Here is a 16,830-nt window from a genome sequence, read left to right on the forward strand (position 1 = left end):
TCTATTGGAGAGATCCTGCGAATAAGCGAGCATTCGTGAGAAAACTACATTTTACCGAGGGAGCTCAATTAGACAAGTCACTTAAATATTTGAAATTTTTAAGCATTCTTCATCCTGGTTCTTACCCTTTCGACCAGATCACTTTTCTAAAGGAAATCTTGAGGTATATTCCGGGCCCATTCGTTCGAACACTCGATCCAATTGTCTAGTTAGATAAGGCGAAACGACACCAATACCGGCCGTTGCTTCTAACAAGGAAAAGGTTTGTCCACCCCACGGGCCTTGGGGATCAAACACTTGTCTACCGACTTGCAAGCCTTCTGCTGTCATAGATGTATTCAAGCGTTCCAATCCTTCTCTAAACAGCCAGACCGGTAGCAGTTTGTTCCTACGCCGGGACCATTCTGCCAAGAATGACATGCCGCGCAAAATATCATATTCAAAAAACCTTGGAAAGCAAGGCTTCAGCCATTCCATATCGATGACGTCCCCATTTTGTTTAGAACATACAAGACGATGTTCAATTAAATAACGTGCACCTTCGTCTAAGAAAACAGCTTCCTGTTCAGTAAATTCACGGTCAGTATGCCATAAGATAGCTTCAAGCGGAGGCAATGTTGAAACAATAGAGCTTTTTTTAGAATGAGTATAAGCTTCAGGATCGCAGTTCAGTCCACCATCAGGTAGCTGATGCTTTAAGAGCCATTCTCGAATCCAAGGTAGTTCCTTGTCCAAATCACAACCATACGCCATTAGAATCATATAGTACACGGCAAGTTCACAATGGCAGCAATCCATCTTCATCTTATCACTTTCACTTATTGGATGGTCATTGGCGGATATAATGAAAGTTGGCCAGACCTGGGTTTTGAGTAGATGTTTAGCTCTTTCAATAGCGGACCGGGGGATCCGTTTCACCTCTCCCATTTCATAAAGAGCAGCCATATGCCACCAAGCTCCATCCCATTTTCGACGAGTGCACTCGCCGTGAGCCACCGTAAAATGCGGTGCAAATTCAAGAAACTGTATAGTTTCTTCGATTGCCAGTCGAATAGTTTGATTAGTTTCCATCTGGTACCTCCTTTTTAAGTACTTCTACCTCACTCAGTTTAGCAAATACCTCACGTCGTATTCCTTTCCAAGCTTCAACAATCGATATGTTATTAAACTATCCTGCCCGTTAGTTGAACAAAAGCAGCCCATCACGTTGATCGGCTGCCTTCTTGTATTTATTGAGCTATCGTTCCCCGTCAGTGTAATCAATTAACTGAGAACCTCGACAGTAAATCCACCAGGCGCTTGGACATAGAACGTCCAACCGTGCGACCGTTGTGGGGATTCCACATCAAACCCATCATCCTTCATGCGTTGATTGATCTCGTTTACCCGATCCTCGCTTTCTTGAATGAAGCCGATATGAAAGGTATTGGGATAACGGACTTGATCACCTTTCATCAAGGTAAGCACTAACCCACCGTCGTCAAATAGAGCAGCGAATGCATTGCCGCGTGTGTTCCCGATTTGCAATCCGAAATATTTGACCAAGAAATCTACACTAGCTTTAACGTCGGTGACCGTGAGATTGAGATGGTTTAGTTTCAAAGGTTACTCCTCCTCTTTCTTAGTGATTTATTCCTTAAAGTTTCTTACCCTCTAATCATACCAAATTAATGCAAGTGATAATCTTTTGGTTTTTATATATGTTGTTTTCATGTGCAAACCCGTCATATAACTAATTCTAATCACCCTCCAATTTACTGCTCATGCAGGCTGCGGGGCTTAGCAAACGTGGGAGCTTGGCATAGCCGTGCTCATCAAGCGATTGCTGCAGCGCTTCCCAGTCCAGTTCGCTGATGGATGATCCAATCTCACTAGACATGTTGAAGGTTCCCTTTCGCACCGGTGCGGAGACCCTCCAGCTGCAGCAACTTTGTTTTCATATCTATTCCACCCCGATAACCAGTGAGTGTTCCGTTCTTGCCAATCACGCGATGGCAAGGAACGGTAATGAGTACCGGATTTGCGCCAATGGCCGTACCAACTGCTCGAACGGCTGCAGGCTTCTGAATATGTGCGGCAATATCCGAATAGGAGCGGGTTTGTCCGTACGGAATGCTGCATAGGGCTTGCCATACTGCCTCTTGGAAAGGCGTTCCTTGAAATACGGTAGGGACCGTAAAGTTTTCAAGCGTTCCCTGCAAATATTGAGCTAGCTCAGCCTTATACGGAAGCAGCTTTTCATCATCGTGAATCAACGTACAGTGCGAATAACGTGAGTTTGCCCATTTCGCCATCTCTTCAAATGGATGGTTTTGGGAACCTACAAAGCAAAGCCCTTCGTCTGTAGCAGCAACGTGCAGGTTCCAATCTTCATAACTAAACAGTGACCAGTATATGGCCCTGCTAATTGAATTCGTCATTTTGGATGATCTCCTTTATTTGTTGTTATCCCGCCATTGGTATGCCACTGTCGGTAACCTTCTGGTGTATGTCCGGTTTTCTGCTTGAACAAGGTAATAAAATATGGCGTATTGGACAAGCCGACACATTCGCCTACTTCTGCAATTGGTGTAGGTGATGATAGGAGTATCGCCTTAGCCTTTTCGATTCTTAATTGCTGAATATAGTCAACGGGTGTTTTGCCCGTTACTTTTTTGAATGTTCGGTGCAGATGATATGGCGTGCCATGACAAATGGCAGCAAGGGTAGACAGTGTTAACTTCTCTTTGTAGTTTCGTTCTATATATTCGCTCACCATCGCGATCCATTCTTCATCAGGCAACCGTTGCCCTGTCGGCTTGCATCGTTTGCAGGGACGGAATTGGGCAGCCAACGCTTGCTCTACAGTCAGGAAAAAGCCGATATTCTCTCTGTTGGGTGGTCTAGATTTGCAGGACGGCCGGCAAAAGATGCCCGTCGTTTTTACAGCGTAATAAAATTGACCGTCACATGAAGGATCATTGCCTATGATGGCTTGCCATTGTTCATCAGACACAGGTGCAGGCGGGATTGGCTCGTCCATATCGCGCAGACCGTGAGAAATCTGATCCAGATTTGCCTTCCATTCGTCGGACATGCTCATTCACCTCTAAGGTTAGTATAACCGCGAGCGGAGGTTTTGTGCGCAATTTGGAATGTAATAGCAAGATAACGAAATTACAAGGCCTGATTGGGCCATTGCTGCCATACAAGGCGATAGGGGACTTTTTTCGTTTGAACTCAGCCAAATCCATTGAGGTTTGCGGGCAAATGAATTATAATTTTCGATATTGATAATAGTTCTCAATAATTTAAAATTAGACATAAGATTCTACATAAAAAGGGGCTTATCACTTGACTGTCATGATCAATGCGGAAGAGCATATCCAGCTATGGAATGCTGCTGCTATCAAGGTTATTGACGTAAGGCACTTCAGCATGATGCATGGCGAGGAATTGCGGTCGTACCTCTTTCCGTCAAGTGTCTTCCTATATGCCATTCGCGGCGAGGCTCAGGTGCTGCTGGACGGGATCGAACATTCCGCGAAGCGATTCCATCTATGGCATGGTGGAAAAGGAACCTGTCTGGATATTTTCCCAACGGAAGCGGAGTTTGAATATTATTTGATCTTCTATAGAGCAACGATTCCATCGACTGGTCAACGGGAAATCTTGTATCTCATGGAGCGGTATAATCCGTTTCAACTGCAATATGGTTTGGCTCCACTGCGGTCTGCTGTTTTATTTGACAAGGTGGATAATATGCTGAAAGAATGGCAGAGCTCGCGCACGTTAGAAAAATTTCATGTTAAAACGTTGTTTTATCAATTTGTTTATGAACTGCTATGGCAGCTGGAGCATCAGCAAATTGGCATGAAAAGACCTAATCTCGCAGCCCAGGTCATTCGTTATATTCAGGAGCATTACAGAGAGCCTTTAACCCGGGAATCAATTGCGCAGATTTTTCACTACAGCGTCCCCTATGTATCCAGACAATTTAGACAGGAAACGGGCATAAGCATGATTGATTATGTGATAAGAGAGCGTGTTAACAAAGCCATGGAATACCTGTGCAAAACAGATATGACCGTGCAGGAGGCTTCTGCCAGTGTCGGTTATGACGATGTATCCTATTTCACGAGGATTTTCAAAAAATATACCGGAATGACTCCCAAGCAATTCAAGGATCAGCATAAAGCAAAGAAAGCGGGGTTCGATTATCCTATCATTAGGGTTGGATCGTCCCTTTTCCCGCGCAGGCTGCAACGTTATATTATTGGTAGTGGATATGAGAACCATTATCGATATAAAAGAGAGGGAGATTTATCGATGTACAGAAACAAATCAGCTATGGGGGTCACTTTACTATTATGCCTTACGCTGCTACTTAGCGCTTGCTCAGGAGCAGGCAGCTCCAATAATGGATCAGTTGCGTCACCTGCACCAGCAGCAACGGCAGATGGAAACGCTCAAGTGCAGGCCTCAGCATCAAACGGTGGTGCAGCGAGCGCAGCGGAAATGGTGACTTATTCGGCAGTAAATGGCGAAGTTAAAATTCCCAAAAATCCGCAGCGTATCGTTATCATAGCGGGCGCCTTTGTTGGCCATTTGCTGGCACTCGGCATTAAGCCGGTTGGTGCGGGGGAAGAAGCTTTCAACAGCTATACGGAAGGAAAGCTGGATGGGGTCGAAAGTATAGGCGATGGCATCGCGTATGAAAAGATTTTGGAGCTGCAGCCGGACCTCATTATCGTATGGAATGACCCGGCTGTGCTCGAGAAGCTGAACCAGATTGCTCCGACTGTAGTTGTCGATTATGGCGTGCCTGTAAGGCAGCAGCTGCTGGAATTCGGGAAAATGACGGGCCGGGAGGATCAGGCTAATGCCTGGATTACGGCTTGGGATAAAAAGATAGCCGATTACAAACCGAAGGTGCAAGCGGCTGTGGGTGACAAAACCGTTGCTATCTTTGACTCTGGCAGCGCTAAAGAGTTTTATGCTTACGGCAATAAGCTGGGAAGAGGCGGCGAGATTATTTATGGCGAATTCCAGTTGAAGGCGCCACCCATTATTCAGAAGGAAGCGATCGACAGCGGTACAGGCTGGGCGAAGCTGTCTCTGGAGCTGCTGCCCGAATATGCAGGAGATTATATTTTTATAAACGAGTGGACAGGCAAGGACAATCCAGAAGCTATTTTTGAAGGCAGCATGTGGGAGCAGCTGGACGCAGTCAAAAACAATCGCGTTTTCCGCGAAAAAGGCAGAGGCTTTATGTTTAGCGACCCTGTGTCTTTGGACGCGCAGTTGGAGTTTGTTGTGGAGAGTTTTATTGGGGAATAATGGGTGTTTGACGGGTAGAAGCCAGAACCGTGGGTGTGCGGTTCTGGTTTTTTTAAAATATAGGAAAGTATATGATTTTTCCATCCTTTCTCTATATTTCTCGGAATGAAACGGCTTTCGCCGCCAGAGGACGGCGAAAGCCGTTTCACCTTGGCCCAGATTCTTTATTATTTTTAAAATCGGTATGGAGTTGTGGGGCTATAACCTTTATAATTTGACGAGTATACTTTAATAAAGGAATAGGTGTTATTCATGAGCATATTAAATGTAGAGCGGCTGAGTCACGGGTTTGGAGACCGGGCCATTTTCAGCGATGTATCATTCCGCCTTCTAAAGGGCGAACATATCGGTCTGATAGGTGCCAACGGTGAAGGTAAGTCTACCTTTATGAACATCATCACAGGCAAGCTTCAGCCGGACGATGGTAAAGTTGAGTGGGCAAGACGCATGCGGACGGGCTATCTGGATCAGCACGCTGTGCTGTCAAAGGGACAGTCGATGCGCGATGTTCTACGCGGTGCGTTCCAATATCTGTTCGATATGGAGCAGGAAATGAACGACATGTACGGCAGAATGGGTGATGTCTCTCCGGAGGAGCTGGAGCAGCTGCTGGAGGATGTCGGAACGATTCAGGACACGCTAACGAATCAGGATTTTTATATGATCGACGCCAAAATCGATGAAACGGCTCGCGGGCTTGGTCTTACGGATATCGGTTTAGACAAGGATGTTCATGATCTCAGCGGAGGTCAGCGTACCAAAGTACTGCTCGCCAAATTGCTGCTAGAGAAACCGGATATCCTATTGCTTGACGAGCCTACCAACTATCTCGACGAGCAGCATATCGTATGGCTTACCCGATATTTACAGGAATACGAAAATGCCTTTATTTTAATCTCGCATGATATTCCGTTCTTGAACAGCGTCATTAACCTGATTTACCATATGGAAAATCAGTCGCTGTCGCGCTATGTGGGGGATTATGAGTATTTCCAGCAGGTGTACGAGGCGAAAAAGCAACAGCTTGAATCCGCCTTTAAGCGGCAGCAGCAGGAAATTTCAGAATTGAAGGACTTCGTTGCACGCAACAAGGCCAGCGTGGCTACGCGTAATATGGCGATGTCCCGTCAGAAGAAGCTGGATAAGATGGATGTTATTGAACTCGCCAGGGAAAAGCCGAAGCCGCAGTTCAACTTCAAGCCGGCGCGCACTTCCGGCAAGGTGATTTTTGAAACGAAGGATCTCGTAATCGGCTATGATTCACCACTGTCGAAGCCTTTGAATTTAAGCATGGAGCGAGGACAAAAAATAGCGTTGGTCGGTTCGAACGGGATCGGTAAAACAACGCTGCTGCGCAGCATCCTCGGCCAAATACCGGCTATTTCAGGTTCAGCAAGGCTGGGGGATCTGCTGGAAATCGGCTATTTCGAGCAGGAAATGAAGGAAACGAACAACAACACCTGTATTGAAGAGGTTTGGAGCGAGTTCCCATCCTTTACGCAGTTTGAAATTCGCGCGGCTCTTGCCAAATGCGGTCTGACAACGAAGCACATTGAGAGCAAAATCGTGGTGCTAAGCGGCGGAGAGAAAGCCAAAGTCCGCTTGTGCAAGCTAATCAACCACGAGACGAATCTGCTCGTGCTGGACGAGCCGACCAACCATCTCGACGTAGATGCCAAGGATGAGCTGCAGCGTGCGCTTAAAGCGTATAAGGGAAGCATTTTGCTGATTTCCCATGAACCTGAATTTTACCGCGATATTGTGACGGATACGTGGAACTGCGAAAATTGGACGACGAAAGTATTTTAAATGGTAAAACAGGGCTGCCCTCATAGAGGCAGCTTTTTTTTACTGGAGGAATGAACAATCTATACAATGTATCCGAGCTTGAATCGAAGATATCGAAAGGAATGAGGGAGATGAAACACCCTTTTCATCTGAAAGCGGTATGGAATGGTGGACGTAACAGTGAAGGACATATCAATGCCGGCGGGTTAAAAACGATCATTTCGATTCCGCAGGAGATGGGCGGGCCAGGAACAGGTACCAACCCTGACGAAATGCTTCTGGGGGCAGCAGCGACCTGTTATCTGATTACTCTGGCAGCGATGCTCGAGCGTTCGGATATTACACCGCAGGAACTGACTCTGGAGTCTGAAGCGATTGTAGATGTAACGAATAATGTGTTTACATACGAACGGTTAATACACAAACCGCGAATTGTGCTCAAAGCGGATGCATCAGAGGCGGAACGGACGAAGGCCGAGCGGCTGGCATATAGGGCAGAAGAGTCCTGTATGATCTCCAGAGCCGTTGCTGGCAATGTCTCCATAGAGACGCAGCCTACTATTGTGACAATAGGGGGTAACGCGGTGTAATGTGCTGAATATTGGACAACCTGTCATTAAAGATGTTTGCATAAATTAATAGTCTATAGAGTTATTTGTTGCAAACTAAATATAAATGATATATAGTATACTCAGAACAACCAATAGTTAGGATGAGTTAAAAATGTCATACTCCACAGCTCTATCGCAAGGAATTGCCATATTGCTCTATATTCACAGTATTGCGGAGGAGAACTGCTCTAACTTTCTATCTACGAAAGTGATTTCTGAGCAATTAAATATTCCGGTTCCAACAACGGTTAAGGTCATCAGGAATCTGAACAATGCTAAGCTGACGCTTGCTAAAGAAGGAGCGAAGGGAGGCATACTGCTGGCAAGGCCTTTGGCAGAAATTACGTTATTGGATGTTTTTCTAGCAGTTGAACCTGGCAAAGCGCTGTTCAAGCTCCATACCGATACCACACTTCAAGGAAAAGAAGTAGACGCAGTAAAACAAAAGATTGCCACCAGTCTACAAACAGTTGAGATGGCTATGCAGAATCATTTGAAAGAAGTAAGGTTAACCGACTTTTTGAATTAAAAAAACGGTTAACTTCTCTTTTTTGAATAAACTAGATATAATTTATATTCAATATATTTTATATATCTCATTTTGATTTTAACAAACGAAAGGAGCAGTACAATGAATTTTGAAAATAGAGCAGTAAAAGCGATTAATGGGGTTGAAATTCCACAATTGGGGTTTGGGGTATACAAAATAACGAAAGCAAGAGAGTTTGAAACGGCGATCAGCGAAGCTATTCGAATCGGATATCGGCATTTCGATACCGCTAAAATTTATGGCAATGAGGAAGCTTTAGGAAGAGAGATTCAGAAAAGCGGACTGCCGCGCGAGGCGTTTTTTATTACTTCTAAAGTGTGGAATACGGATCATGGCTATGAAGCGACAAAGAAGGCTTTTGAACAAACTTGTAAAAAGATGAATGTAGATTATCTTGATATGTACTTGATTCATTTTGCCGCACCACATTATTTAGAAACGTGGAGGGCTATGGAAGAGCTGTATTCTGAAGGGAAAATCAAAGTGATTGGCGTTGCTAATTTTGAGATTCAGCACCTTGAACGATTAATGAAACATTCTAAAATCCCGCCGATGATCAATCAGATTGAGACGCATCCAGAGTTTGCGCAAATTGACCTGCATAACTTTCTCAATGAACATCAGATTTTGCATGAGGCTTGGGGGCCACTAGGGCAAGGGAATAAGGTGTTATTGGAGCACCCGGAATTAAAAAGAATCGCTGCTTATCATCATAAAACAGTGGCGCAAGTCATTTTACGTTGGCACTTGGAACGAGGCATCATCGTTATTCCAAAATCATCAAGCCCAAAAAGAATGAAAGAAAATAGCCAGATATTTGATTTTGAGCTGACTAGTGATGAAATGGAGCAGATCAACCAGCTGAATATAGGCAAAAGGTATTCGATTAATCCAACGGGTTATATCATTCATCCAATCTATAATAAATTGATGAAGATTTTTATGAAATAATGTAGTCGAATAACAGTATATAAGCGCAGTCTTTGAAAGAGTTGGCGAAACTGATATACTCAGGGCAGGTATGCAAGCCTAAGCCATCCAAGTTAATAAAGCGATTACGGAAGGAGTATTTATCTTAGGATGAAGCAGCAAGAAGAATACAAGGTTTGGAATCACATACATATTGAGCTGGCTGACATCCGTCTGCATACTCTTGGTGCAGGAGAGTTCAGAAGCGGCTACCGTCTGCCTGCCAGTGCTTTTTTATTTCTATATAAGGGCAAAGCAAAGATACGGATGGATGGACTTAATCATCCTGTTGAACATTTTCATTGTCTGCATGGCTGCAAAGGAGTGCGGCTGGATATTGAAGCAGCGGAATATTTGGAATATTATATGGTGCTTTATCGTGGCGAGTTTCCGCTGCGCCGAAGGCATTTTCTGGACAAGGGAGGAATCCCGCCGTTTCAGCAAATATTTGCTTTTGCACCCGCGCAGCCTATAGGGCTTTATCAGATTCTACAGCGGATGGAGGCCGCATGGAATCGATCGACGGAGAAAGAAAAATTTTTAGCAAAAACACTCTTCTTACCATTTATTCTGGAAATGCTTCAGCAAAAGCAGCAGTTAGGAATAGACCCCCTTCCTACAGAGGTAGTTAAGCAAGTAGCTCAGTATATGCATGAGCATGTGGATGAGCCATTGACGCTGGAGCTGCTAGGGAAGAGGTTTGGCTTCAATCCCCAATATCTGGCCCGTAGATTCAAGGAATTGACGATGCACAGTCCGATTGATTATCTAATAGGGCTTCGTATTGAAAAAGCGTGTCATATGCTGCAAAACACAGATGCTTCGATTGGTGACATAGCCCAAAGTGTAGGTTATGAGGATGTGTTTTATTTCAACCGCATTTTCAAAAAGAACGTTGGCCTTTCCCCCAGCCATTTCAAAAAAAAGCTGTCGGATAAGGAGGGTGTTCGGTTTAATCCATATAAAAAGTGGGGATTGTCCATGTCAGAGTCCATCGCTTCATGCTATAGTGATAATGATAATTGTTATCACTATAAAGAAAAGGGAGAGTCTTACATGTACCGAACATCCAGAAAAAATATGATGGCAGCACTTCTTATCTGTATGGCCTTATTGATTACAGCTTGCGGAGGGGGAAATACGAATCTACAGTCCCCATCGGAAACCGCCGCTGCTGGCTCTAATTCTTCAGCACTAACTCAGAAAGCGACACCAATAACAGACACCAAGATCGTGAATACCGCCTTCGGCGAAGTGGAAGTTTCCAAAAAGCCCGAACGCATTGTGGCGATTCAATATTTGAGCAGTCTGCTAGCCGTGAAGGTTAATCCAATCGCCTCTACGACACGCATCATGGATAATCCTTATTTCAACGGTTTAACGGACAATATTGAGATTGTCGGTTCTTCCGGCAGTGATGTTTCTTTTGAAAAGCTGATTGAGCTTAATCCAGATCTGATTGTCGTCATGACCTCGGAGGAGGAAGAATATAAAAAGTACAGTAAAATTGCTCCAACGATTGCCATTCCCTATGGAAACTTCACATCCATTGAGGAGGAAGTTAAGTTCTTTGGAGATCTGCTTGGGCGGGACGAGGAGGCCTCTTCATGGATAGCCGATTATAATGCGCGAATCGCCGCTGCTAGTGCCAAGGTCCAAGCAGTGATACCCGCAGATGCAACCTTTAGTATCATGCAGGAGACAGACAAAACATTAAGTATATATGGCAGTGAGTTTGGCCGTGGCGGAAAAGTTATTTATGAGAATCTAGGACGGATATCGCCCCCATCCTATGATGAAGCAGTTAAGGAAGATAAATACAAGGATATATCAATGGAAGTATTGGAGCAATATGCTGGAGACTATATTATCCTGACTACGGAGAGGTCATTGGAGGAGCTTCGTGAGGATCCAATCTGGGGACGGCTGGAAGCAGTCAAAAATGGCAGACTTTATGCCTGGTCTAACATTCGCTCTTATTTTATTGACCCGCTGTCGATATTGATGCAGACAGAAGAATTGGCTGATTGGCTGACGAATGCACCCCAGAACAAATGATCAAGAATATGGTATTAAAGCTTCTGCCCGTAGTATGAGCAGGAGCTTTTTTCTTTGAACAGACGATTATTATGCATTATATTATTCTTTTTATAGAAAAATTTTATAATATTTCATATAGACTAACGAAGCTAAAAAAATCTAATTGGCTGGAGAGTTTTATTAAATTTCTATGTCCTCTAGGGAAGTGAACAGGTGTATAATAATGTAATTAAATAATGTAGAGGAGTAATTATAATGAGGATTATTGCTGCAAATGATTCGCACTACGAATATATTAGAAAACATGACCATCACATCTTAGAAAACTTAATCTTACCGAAAATTAGGGGGAATGAAATCTACATTCTGCAGAATGAAGAATTTCTTACCGTTGGGTGGATGCGGCACAGCTATTTTTGGGACAACACGCCTTTTATGAATATGATTTGGATCGATGATACCTATCGAAGTAAAGGATTAGGGAAGAAAGCAGTTCTTTTTTGGGAGGATGAAATGAAGAAGCTCGGTTTTAATTTGGTTATGACCTCTACTTTAGCTAATGAAGGGGCTCAGCATTTTTATAGAAAATTAGGTTATCGAGATTCAGGGTGCTTAATACTTGAAGATGAGCCTTTGGAAATCATACTTACTAAGAGGCTTTCTGATTTATGAATCGGGTCTTAATACCTAGAAGGATAAACACGGGTATGATTATAAAGTCATGATCTAACTAATGATTAATTTTAGAAAAATAATCCTTAAAGATCATTTTCATTATTTTTCTAATGTATTCCAGATATAATTCCGAATATTTTTTTATCCTGTGTTCAGGAATCCATATTAGAGAATAGGTAATCCACTTGGGAGGTACTATCATTGTTAGTTAAAGATTATGAACAATTAATCGGTAAAATACTAACGAAAAGCATCCGCGATACAAAGGGAACGCTTTTAATCAGAAAGGGAACTATTCTTCTAAAAAGTCACACCGAGAGACTTGCTAAATTTAAAATCCAAATCGGGGAAGTCACAACTATTGATGCGAATGCTGCTGAGCTGAATCAGGAAGTTTCTGATCATACACCTAAACAAAAGCCATCCATTCGAGAATCATATGAAAAGGCTAAGCAACATTTTAATGATATGGATCAGTTCGTTCGCCAAAACGGGATTGTTCCTATCGAGGAGCTTGAACGAGAAGTTCTTCCCTTTATAAAGGAAATAGCGAAGCGGTATAATCTATTTCAGTTATTTTCCGAGCTAAAGGAACAGGACGATTACAGGTATAGGCAATGCATAGGAACGGCCGTTATTGCAACATCTTTAGGTAAGCGGCTTGGTCTGGAAGAAAACGAATTGGCGTTGCTTACGACTGCGGCGAGTCTTTACGATATTGGGCTGGTCAAGTTGCCCACCGCAATCGTTACCAAACAGTCAAGGTTAGACACTCATGAATATGCGATTATAAAGCAGCACACCATTCTCGGACACGAGCTATTACTCCAATCGGGCGTTGAACCTCGGGTTGCTCTGGTCGCTCTTCAGCATCATGAACGAGAGGACGGCAGCGGTTATCCAAGTGGTCTGAAGGGGGAGGGGCTGGATCGTTTTAGCAAAATTGTAGGTTTGACAGATTTTTATATGGCTATCATCTCAGAAAGACCCTATAGGGCTGCGCTTCAATTTTTTGAAGTCATCGAAGAAATTCATCAACAAATTATTTTAAATCGCTTTGATTCGGTAATTGGGCTCACGTTGCTGGATATGCTTCTCTCCACCCAAATCGGTTGCGAGGTTGTTTTATCAGACAATCGAAGAGGAACTATTTTACTGAACAACTATAACTACCCGACTCGACCATTTATAGCGCTTGAAAACCACGAGTTTATTGATCTTAGTAAGTTTGAAGATATTAAAATCATTGAAATTGTCGGATAAGAGGATTGGCATATAAATTAAGCATTACGCGGGGGGCCAAGAAGGCCCCTTATTTTTTTATGGTTTGTATGTGTTAAAATAGATAGTATTTGAGCTCAATGAAAGGTTTGATTTAACTTGGAAATTAGAATCATAGAGAAGGAGCAAGCTTGGCAATTACGTCATCAGGTCATGTGGCCGGATAAGGATTTCGATTTTATAAAGCTTAAAGAGGACGGCGAGGGCACTCACTATGGACTTTTTGAAGAGGAAGAACTTGTCTCGGTGGTGTCCATCTTTATTCATGGCGTTCATGCTCAGTTTAGAAAATTTGCTACTCTATCCCGTCATCAAAATAAAGGCTATGGAAGCAAACTTCTGAATTACGCACTCAGTGAATCAGAGCGCCTAGGCGTTAAACGAATATATTGCAATGCAAGAATGGATAAAGCAACGTTTTATGAGAAATTCGGGCTTTCTAAAACGGACGCCACCTTCAGTAAAAGCGGCAAAGATTATATTGTGATGGAACGCCACATAAAAGGAGAAATGAATATGAGTCAAGACGAGCTTTTTATGAGAGAAGCAATTAAGCTTTCTAAGCTCGCGGTTGAGCACGGAAACGAACCTTTTGGAGCCATACTCGTTAAAGACGGGGAAATTGTATTTACAAATGAAAATCAAATTTATTCGGCAACCGACCCAACTTTCCATGCAGAGGCTGGGCTGCTGCGGCGATTTTGCGAAGAAACCCACATTACGGATTTGCATGAATACACCTTATATTCGAGCTGTGAGCCTTGTTATATGTGCAGCGGTGCGATGGTTTGGACAAATGTGGGACGGCTGGTTTATAGCGCCAGCAACATGGAGTTGTGCAGTATATTGGGCGAGCAGGGAAGTCCATGCTCTCAAATTGTATTTGAAAATTCTCACCATAAGCCTGATATCACAGCTGGGATATTACGGGAGGAAAGTCTTAGTATATTGGCTGCCTATTTTTCGCACAACACAAAGGGCTGAAACATTCCAGTAAGCTTCGATTGGAGAAACTAACTTCATCCATACGCCAACCCTGCCATTGCTGCCAAAAGAAATCCTACTTCCCCAAGGAGGCCTAACCTTGCAAACGATTATGATCGTCGAAGACGAGCCGGCTATTTCCCGCGTTTTGGCGGCGTATATACGAAAGGCAGGCTTTGCGAGCATTATTTTTGACCGAGGGAAAGAGGCGGTGGAGAAGCTGGCCGTGCTTCAACCCGCGCTTATTTTGCTTGATGTCATGCTGCCGGAAATGGATGGCTGGGAGGTGCTGCGGGAAGTACGGCGGCGCAGCGTCTGTCCGGTCATTATGCTCACAGCTAAAGGGGAGATTGGTGACCGCCTGGCTGGGCTGAACAGCGGCGCGGATGATTACATCACCAAGCCGTTTGAGCCGCAGGAGGTGGTAGCACGGATTCAAGCTGTATTGCGCAGAGGTACGCATGCATTAATTGCGGGAAATCAGATCCAGTACGGCAGTCTGAAAATCAATTTAAACGACAGAAGCGTTTATTTGAATGAAGTATGTCTATCAATAACGCCGAAAGACTTTGCACTGCTGCATTTTTTAATGGAGCATCCTAATCAAATTTTTAATCGGGAGCAAATGATCGAGCAGGTATGGGGAATCGGCTATGATGGGAGTGACCGGGCTGTGGATCATGCCATTAAACGCTTGCGACAGGCGCTGCTGCATTTGCCTCCAGAAGAAGGAGAAATTCGTACCTTGCGGGGAAAGGGGTACCAGTTTTATACCAATCGTGAAAATTAATCACTGACTGCTGCTTTGCACTTCCAGTCACAAAATGTCGGATTTAGCGAGCCAAATCTAATCCCTTATATTTTTTTGCCATACGCCTGACACATTCTACCATTATTCTGTAGTAGCTAGATCCTCTAAGTGATCTACTCCAAGATGTAGCTAATGATAAGAAGTCAAAGAGCTGCGAGCATCCACGATTGCAAACGTTGAATAGATGACTACGGGGAAGCTTTATCAAATCGAGTGGAAGGTGGATGAAGGTTATGGCGGATGCGATTGAATATCAGGTGATTGTTTTAAAGGCGAGGACTTCGGAAAATAAGCTGCTCGTTATTACAGCGGCAAGCAGTGGAGAAGGGGTAACGATTTCGCCACAGGTGTATGGAAATGAACATCAATTGTGGGAAAAAAGAAAGGTGCGCGCTGGAGATGACAATGCCTATGCGCTAGTTAACAAAGCGACGGGAAAATGCATCGGAAGAAAGGACTCCACGCAGGGCTCAAAGATTTATCAGGCGCCCGTTACAGAAGCGGACGTCAATGGTCTCATGGTTTGGCGCGACGACAATGTTGCCGGTACGCACAATGCGATTAACAGCTATGTGGATTGGGAACAGAAGCTGAACATTCCCGGCAATGGGCCTTATAAAGACGGCAACTCGCTTGTCACTTGGGAATGGTCTGGCGGTCAGGTCAATGAATTATGGGTTTTCGTACCCGATCGCAAGAAGATTACGGTCAAGAAAATGGAATTTCAAATGGACAGCTCAATTGTGATTAATAGTGTGCCGATCGTAGCAGCCAAACAGATTGTGACCAATCATTCGAATATCCAGCAAACGCAGCAAGTTACATTGAAATTTTCCAAAAGCCATACGTACAATTTCAAATGGGAGAGAGGACTGAAGGTATCAGAAACGCTTGAATTTAAAGCAGGGCTGCCGCTTGTAGGCGATACGGGTGTGAAAATCTCGGTAGAGGGCTCGCGCAGCTATTCGGAATCCAAAACCCAAGACGAGTCACAGGAGGTTTCGCTGCAGGTCCCCGTTGTTTTGCCAGCGAATACATCCATCGAGGTTTCCGCTATATTATTGCAGGGCGTTATTGATGTGCCTTATACAGTGACATTTGAAGTAGAGTATCCGAATGAGAAAAAAACCGAAATGGCTTCAGGCAAATATACCGGCGTGAACACGTTTACCGTTAATACCGAATATAAAACGATCGTATAGCTTATGTATTCCATGTCATCATAAAATAAAGATGAACGATAGCAGGCAGAAGGAGGCGGTAGCTTCTTTTTGCCTGCTATCGTTTTATTTTCGTTCAGGATGGAAGTAGGTAGTTCATGGATTGAAATTAAGTTAAACTATCTTTAAAAAGAAAACATGAGGTGGATGCCTGTGATCTATGTCGTGGTGTTAAGTTTAATTGCACTGCTCATTTCAAGCTTTGTGCCCACTGGAGCGATTTTAATCTGGAGCATTACTTTTGCTGTTGTAATTTTGAATTATCGCAAAACGCTTCACATCAACAAAAATTTGCAAGAAATTAGAAGCCATTTAGGGCTGATGGGCAAGGAAGAAGCGGAAGATTTTCAGGTTGAGGCGGAGCTAAATAGGGTGAATCAATTAACTGAACAGGAAATGAAAGAAATGAATCAGGAAATTGAACAGCAGTTTGAACAGGAATTTGAAAAGCCGCAGGAAAAGAAAGGCGATATACCGGGCGAAAAGGATAAATAATTTATTCGTCGAATGCCTTATGTTATATTTAAATCCTAGCCTAATTATAAAGGTATGACCCTAAAAATTTCTGCTAACGAGGTGCAT

The 16,830-nt window shown here is 43.7% G+C and carries 17 protein-coding genes; 12 read left to right on the top strand and 5 right to left on the bottom strand.

Going from position 1 to position 16,830, the window contains the following annotated elements:
* Positions 1 to 138: 138 nt before the first annotated feature.
* The 5 genes from WH37_RS20250 to WH37_RS20265 all read right to left on the bottom strand — a co-directional run bounded on the left by WH37_RS20250 (position 139) and on the right by WH37_RS20265 (position 3,076).
* A complete protein-coding gene (locus WH37_RS20250) occupies positions 139 to 1,071 on the bottom strand; it encodes a prenyltransferase/squalene oxidase repeat-containing protein (RefSeq protein WP_046232457.1) in 933 nt (310 codons plus the stop codon).
* A 192-nt stretch (positions 1,072 to 1,263) separates the two neighbouring features.
* Positions 1,264 to 1,602 carry a VOC family protein gene (locus WH37_RS20255; RefSeq protein WP_046232458.1) on the bottom strand — a complete coding sequence of 113 codons (339 nt, stop codon included), beginning with the start codon at positions 1,600 to 1,602 and terminating at the stop codon, positions 1,264 to 1,266.
* 136 nt (positions 1,603 to 1,738) lie between these two features.
* Positions 1,739 to 1,879 (bottom strand): hypothetical protein, encoded by a 141-nt coding sequence (locus WH37_RS35670; RefSeq protein ID WP_156182345.1) that lies wholly within the window; start codon positions 1,877 to 1,879, stop codon positions 1,739 to 1,741.
* Positions 1,872 to 2,420, bottom strand: coding sequence for a methylated-DNA--[protein]-cysteine S-methyltransferase (locus WH37_RS20260; protein ID WP_046232459.1), 549 nt, complete (start codon positions 2,418 to 2,420; stop codon positions 1,872 to 1,874). The genes WH37_RS35670 and WH37_RS20260 overlap by 8 nt, the downstream gene beginning before the upstream one ends.
* Entirely contained in the window at positions 2,417 to 3,076 is a 660-nt protein-coding gene (locus tag WH37_RS20265; RefSeq protein ID WP_082110925.1) for a bifunctional transcriptional activator/DNA repair enzyme AdaA, read from the bottom strand. The genes WH37_RS20260 and WH37_RS20265 overlap by 4 nt, the downstream gene beginning before the upstream one ends.
* Positions 3,077 to 3,342: 266 nt before the next feature.
* On the opposite strand from WH37_RS20265, the gene WH37_RS20270 reads away from it, so the two are divergent.
* From WH37_RS20270 to WH37_RS20330, 12 genes are all read left to right on the top strand, one after another.
* A complete protein-coding gene (locus WH37_RS20270; protein WP_046232607.1) occupies positions 3,343 to 5,319 on the top strand; it encodes an AraC family transcriptional regulator in 1,977 nt (658 codons plus the stop codon).
* A 252-nt stretch (positions 5,320 to 5,571) separates the two neighbouring features.
* Positions 5,572 to 7,128 (top strand): ABC-F family ATP-binding cassette domain-containing protein, encoded by a 1,557-nt coding sequence (locus WH37_RS20275; protein ID WP_046232460.1) that lies wholly within the window; start codon positions 5,572 to 5,574, stop codon positions 7,126 to 7,128.
* A gap of 110 nt (positions 7,129 to 7,238) precedes the next feature.
* Positions 7,239 to 7,697, top strand: a complete 459-nt coding sequence (locus WH37_RS20280) for an OsmC family protein (protein ID WP_046232608.1) — start codon at positions 7,239 to 7,241, stop codon at positions 7,695 to 7,697.
* 133 nt (positions 7,698 to 7,830) lie between these two features.
* Positions 7,831 to 8,247, top strand: a complete 417-nt coding sequence (locus WH37_RS20285) for an RrF2 family transcriptional regulator (RefSeq protein ID WP_046232461.1) — start codon at positions 7,831 to 7,833, stop codon at positions 8,245 to 8,247.
* Between the two features lie 102 nt (positions 8,248 to 8,349).
* The gene (locus WH37_RS20290) at positions 8,350 to 9,219 is read left to right on the top strand and encodes an aldo/keto reductase (RefSeq protein WP_046232462.1); all 870 of its coding nucleotides are present in this window, start codon (positions 8,350 to 8,352) and stop codon (positions 9,217 to 9,219) included.
* Between the two features lie 129 nt (positions 9,220 to 9,348).
* Positions 9,349 to 11,295, top strand: coding sequence for an AraC family transcriptional regulator (locus WH37_RS20295; protein WP_046232463.1), 1,947 nt, complete (start codon positions 9,349 to 9,351; stop codon positions 11,293 to 11,295).
* A gap of 237 nt (positions 11,296 to 11,532) precedes the next feature.
* Positions 11,533 to 11,949: a GNAT family N-acetyltransferase gene (locus WH37_RS20300; RefSeq protein ID WP_046232464.1), complete on the top strand. Its 417-nt coding sequence runs from the start codon at positions 11,533 to 11,535 to the stop codon at positions 11,947 to 11,949.
* Positions 11,950 to 12,153: 204 nt separating this feature from the next.
* Complete coding sequence (locus WH37_RS20305; RefSeq protein ID WP_052737103.1) at positions 12,154 to 13,215, top strand: HD-GYP domain-containing protein; 1,062 nt, start codon at positions 12,154 to 12,156, stop codon at positions 13,213 to 13,215.
* A 117-nt stretch (positions 13,216 to 13,332) separates the two neighbouring features.
* Positions 13,333 to 14,217 carry a GNAT family N-acetyltransferase gene (locus WH37_RS37270; protein WP_331458066.1) on the top strand — a complete coding sequence of 295 codons (885 nt, stop codon included), beginning with the start codon at positions 13,333 to 13,335 and terminating at the stop codon, positions 14,215 to 14,217.
* Between the two features lie 100 nt (positions 14,218 to 14,317).
* Positions 14,318 to 15,007 carry a response regulator transcription factor gene (locus WH37_RS20320; RefSeq protein ID WP_046232465.1) on the top strand — a complete coding sequence of 230 codons (690 nt, stop codon included), beginning with the start codon at positions 14,318 to 14,320 and terminating at the stop codon, positions 15,005 to 15,007.
* A 254-nt stretch (positions 15,008 to 15,261) separates the two neighbouring features.
* The gene (locus WH37_RS20325; RefSeq protein ID WP_046232466.1) at positions 15,262 to 16,230 is read left to right on the top strand and encodes an ETX/MTX2 family pore-forming toxin; all 969 of its coding nucleotides are present in this window, start codon (positions 15,262 to 15,264) and stop codon (positions 16,228 to 16,230) included.
* A 171-nt stretch (positions 16,231 to 16,401) separates the two neighbouring features.
* Complete coding sequence (locus WH37_RS20330; protein ID WP_046232467.1) at positions 16,402 to 16,743, top strand: hypothetical protein; 342 nt, start codon at positions 16,402 to 16,404, stop codon at positions 16,741 to 16,743.
* Positions 16,744 to 16,830 lie beyond the last annotated feature (87 nt).

This window comes from Paenibacillus algorifonticola (assembly GCF_000971975.1).
Taxonomy (GTDB): domain Bacteria; phylum Bacillota; class Bacilli; order Paenibacillales; family Paenibacillaceae; genus Pristimantibacillus; species Pristimantibacillus algorifonticola.

Excerpts from the sequence above, each read along its gene's own strand:
- WH37_RS20250 (WP_046232457.1), bottom strand. The coding sequence starts at position 1,071 with ATGGAAACTAATCAAACTATTCGACTGGCAATCGAAGAAACTATACAG.
- WH37_RS35670 (WP_156182345.1), bottom strand. The coding sequence starts at position 1,879 with ATGTCTAGTGAGATTGGATCATCCATCAGCGAACTGGACTGGGAAGCG.
- WH37_RS20260 (WP_046232459.1), bottom strand. The coding sequence starts at position 2,420 with ATGACGAATTCAATTAGCAGGGCCATATACTGGTCACTGTTTAGTTAT.
- WH37_RS20265 (WP_082110925.1), bottom strand. The coding sequence starts at position 3,076 with ATGTCCGACGAATGGAAGGCAAATCTGGATCAGATTTCTCACGGTCTG.
- WH37_RS20270 (WP_046232607.1), top strand. The coding sequence starts at position 3,343 with ATGATCAATGCGGAAGAGCATATCCAGCTATGGAATGCTGCTGCTATC.
- WH37_RS20275 (WP_046232460.1), top strand. The coding sequence starts at position 5,572 with ATGAGCATATTAAATGTAGAGCGGCTGAGTCACGGGTTTGGAGACCGG.
- WH37_RS20280 (WP_046232608.1), top strand. The coding sequence starts at position 7,239 with ATGAAACACCCTTTTCATCTGAAAGCGGTATGGAATGGTGGACGTAAC.
- WH37_RS20285 (WP_046232461.1), top strand. The coding sequence starts at position 7,831 with ATGTCATACTCCACAGCTCTATCGCAAGGAATTGCCATATTGCTCTAT.
- WH37_RS20290 (WP_046232462.1), top strand. The coding sequence starts at position 8,350 with ATGAATTTTGAAAATAGAGCAGTAAAAGCGATTAATGGGGTTGAAATT.
- WH37_RS20295 (WP_046232463.1), top strand. The coding sequence starts at position 9,349 with ATGAAGCAGCAAGAAGAATACAAGGTTTGGAATCACATACATATTGAG.
- WH37_RS20300 (WP_046232464.1), top strand. The coding sequence starts at position 11,533 with ATGAGGATTATTGCTGCAAATGATTCGCACTACGAATATATTAGAAAA.
- WH37_RS20325 (WP_046232466.1), top strand. The coding sequence starts at position 15,262 with ATGGCGGATGCGATTGAATATCAGGTGATTGTTTTAAAGGCGAGGACT.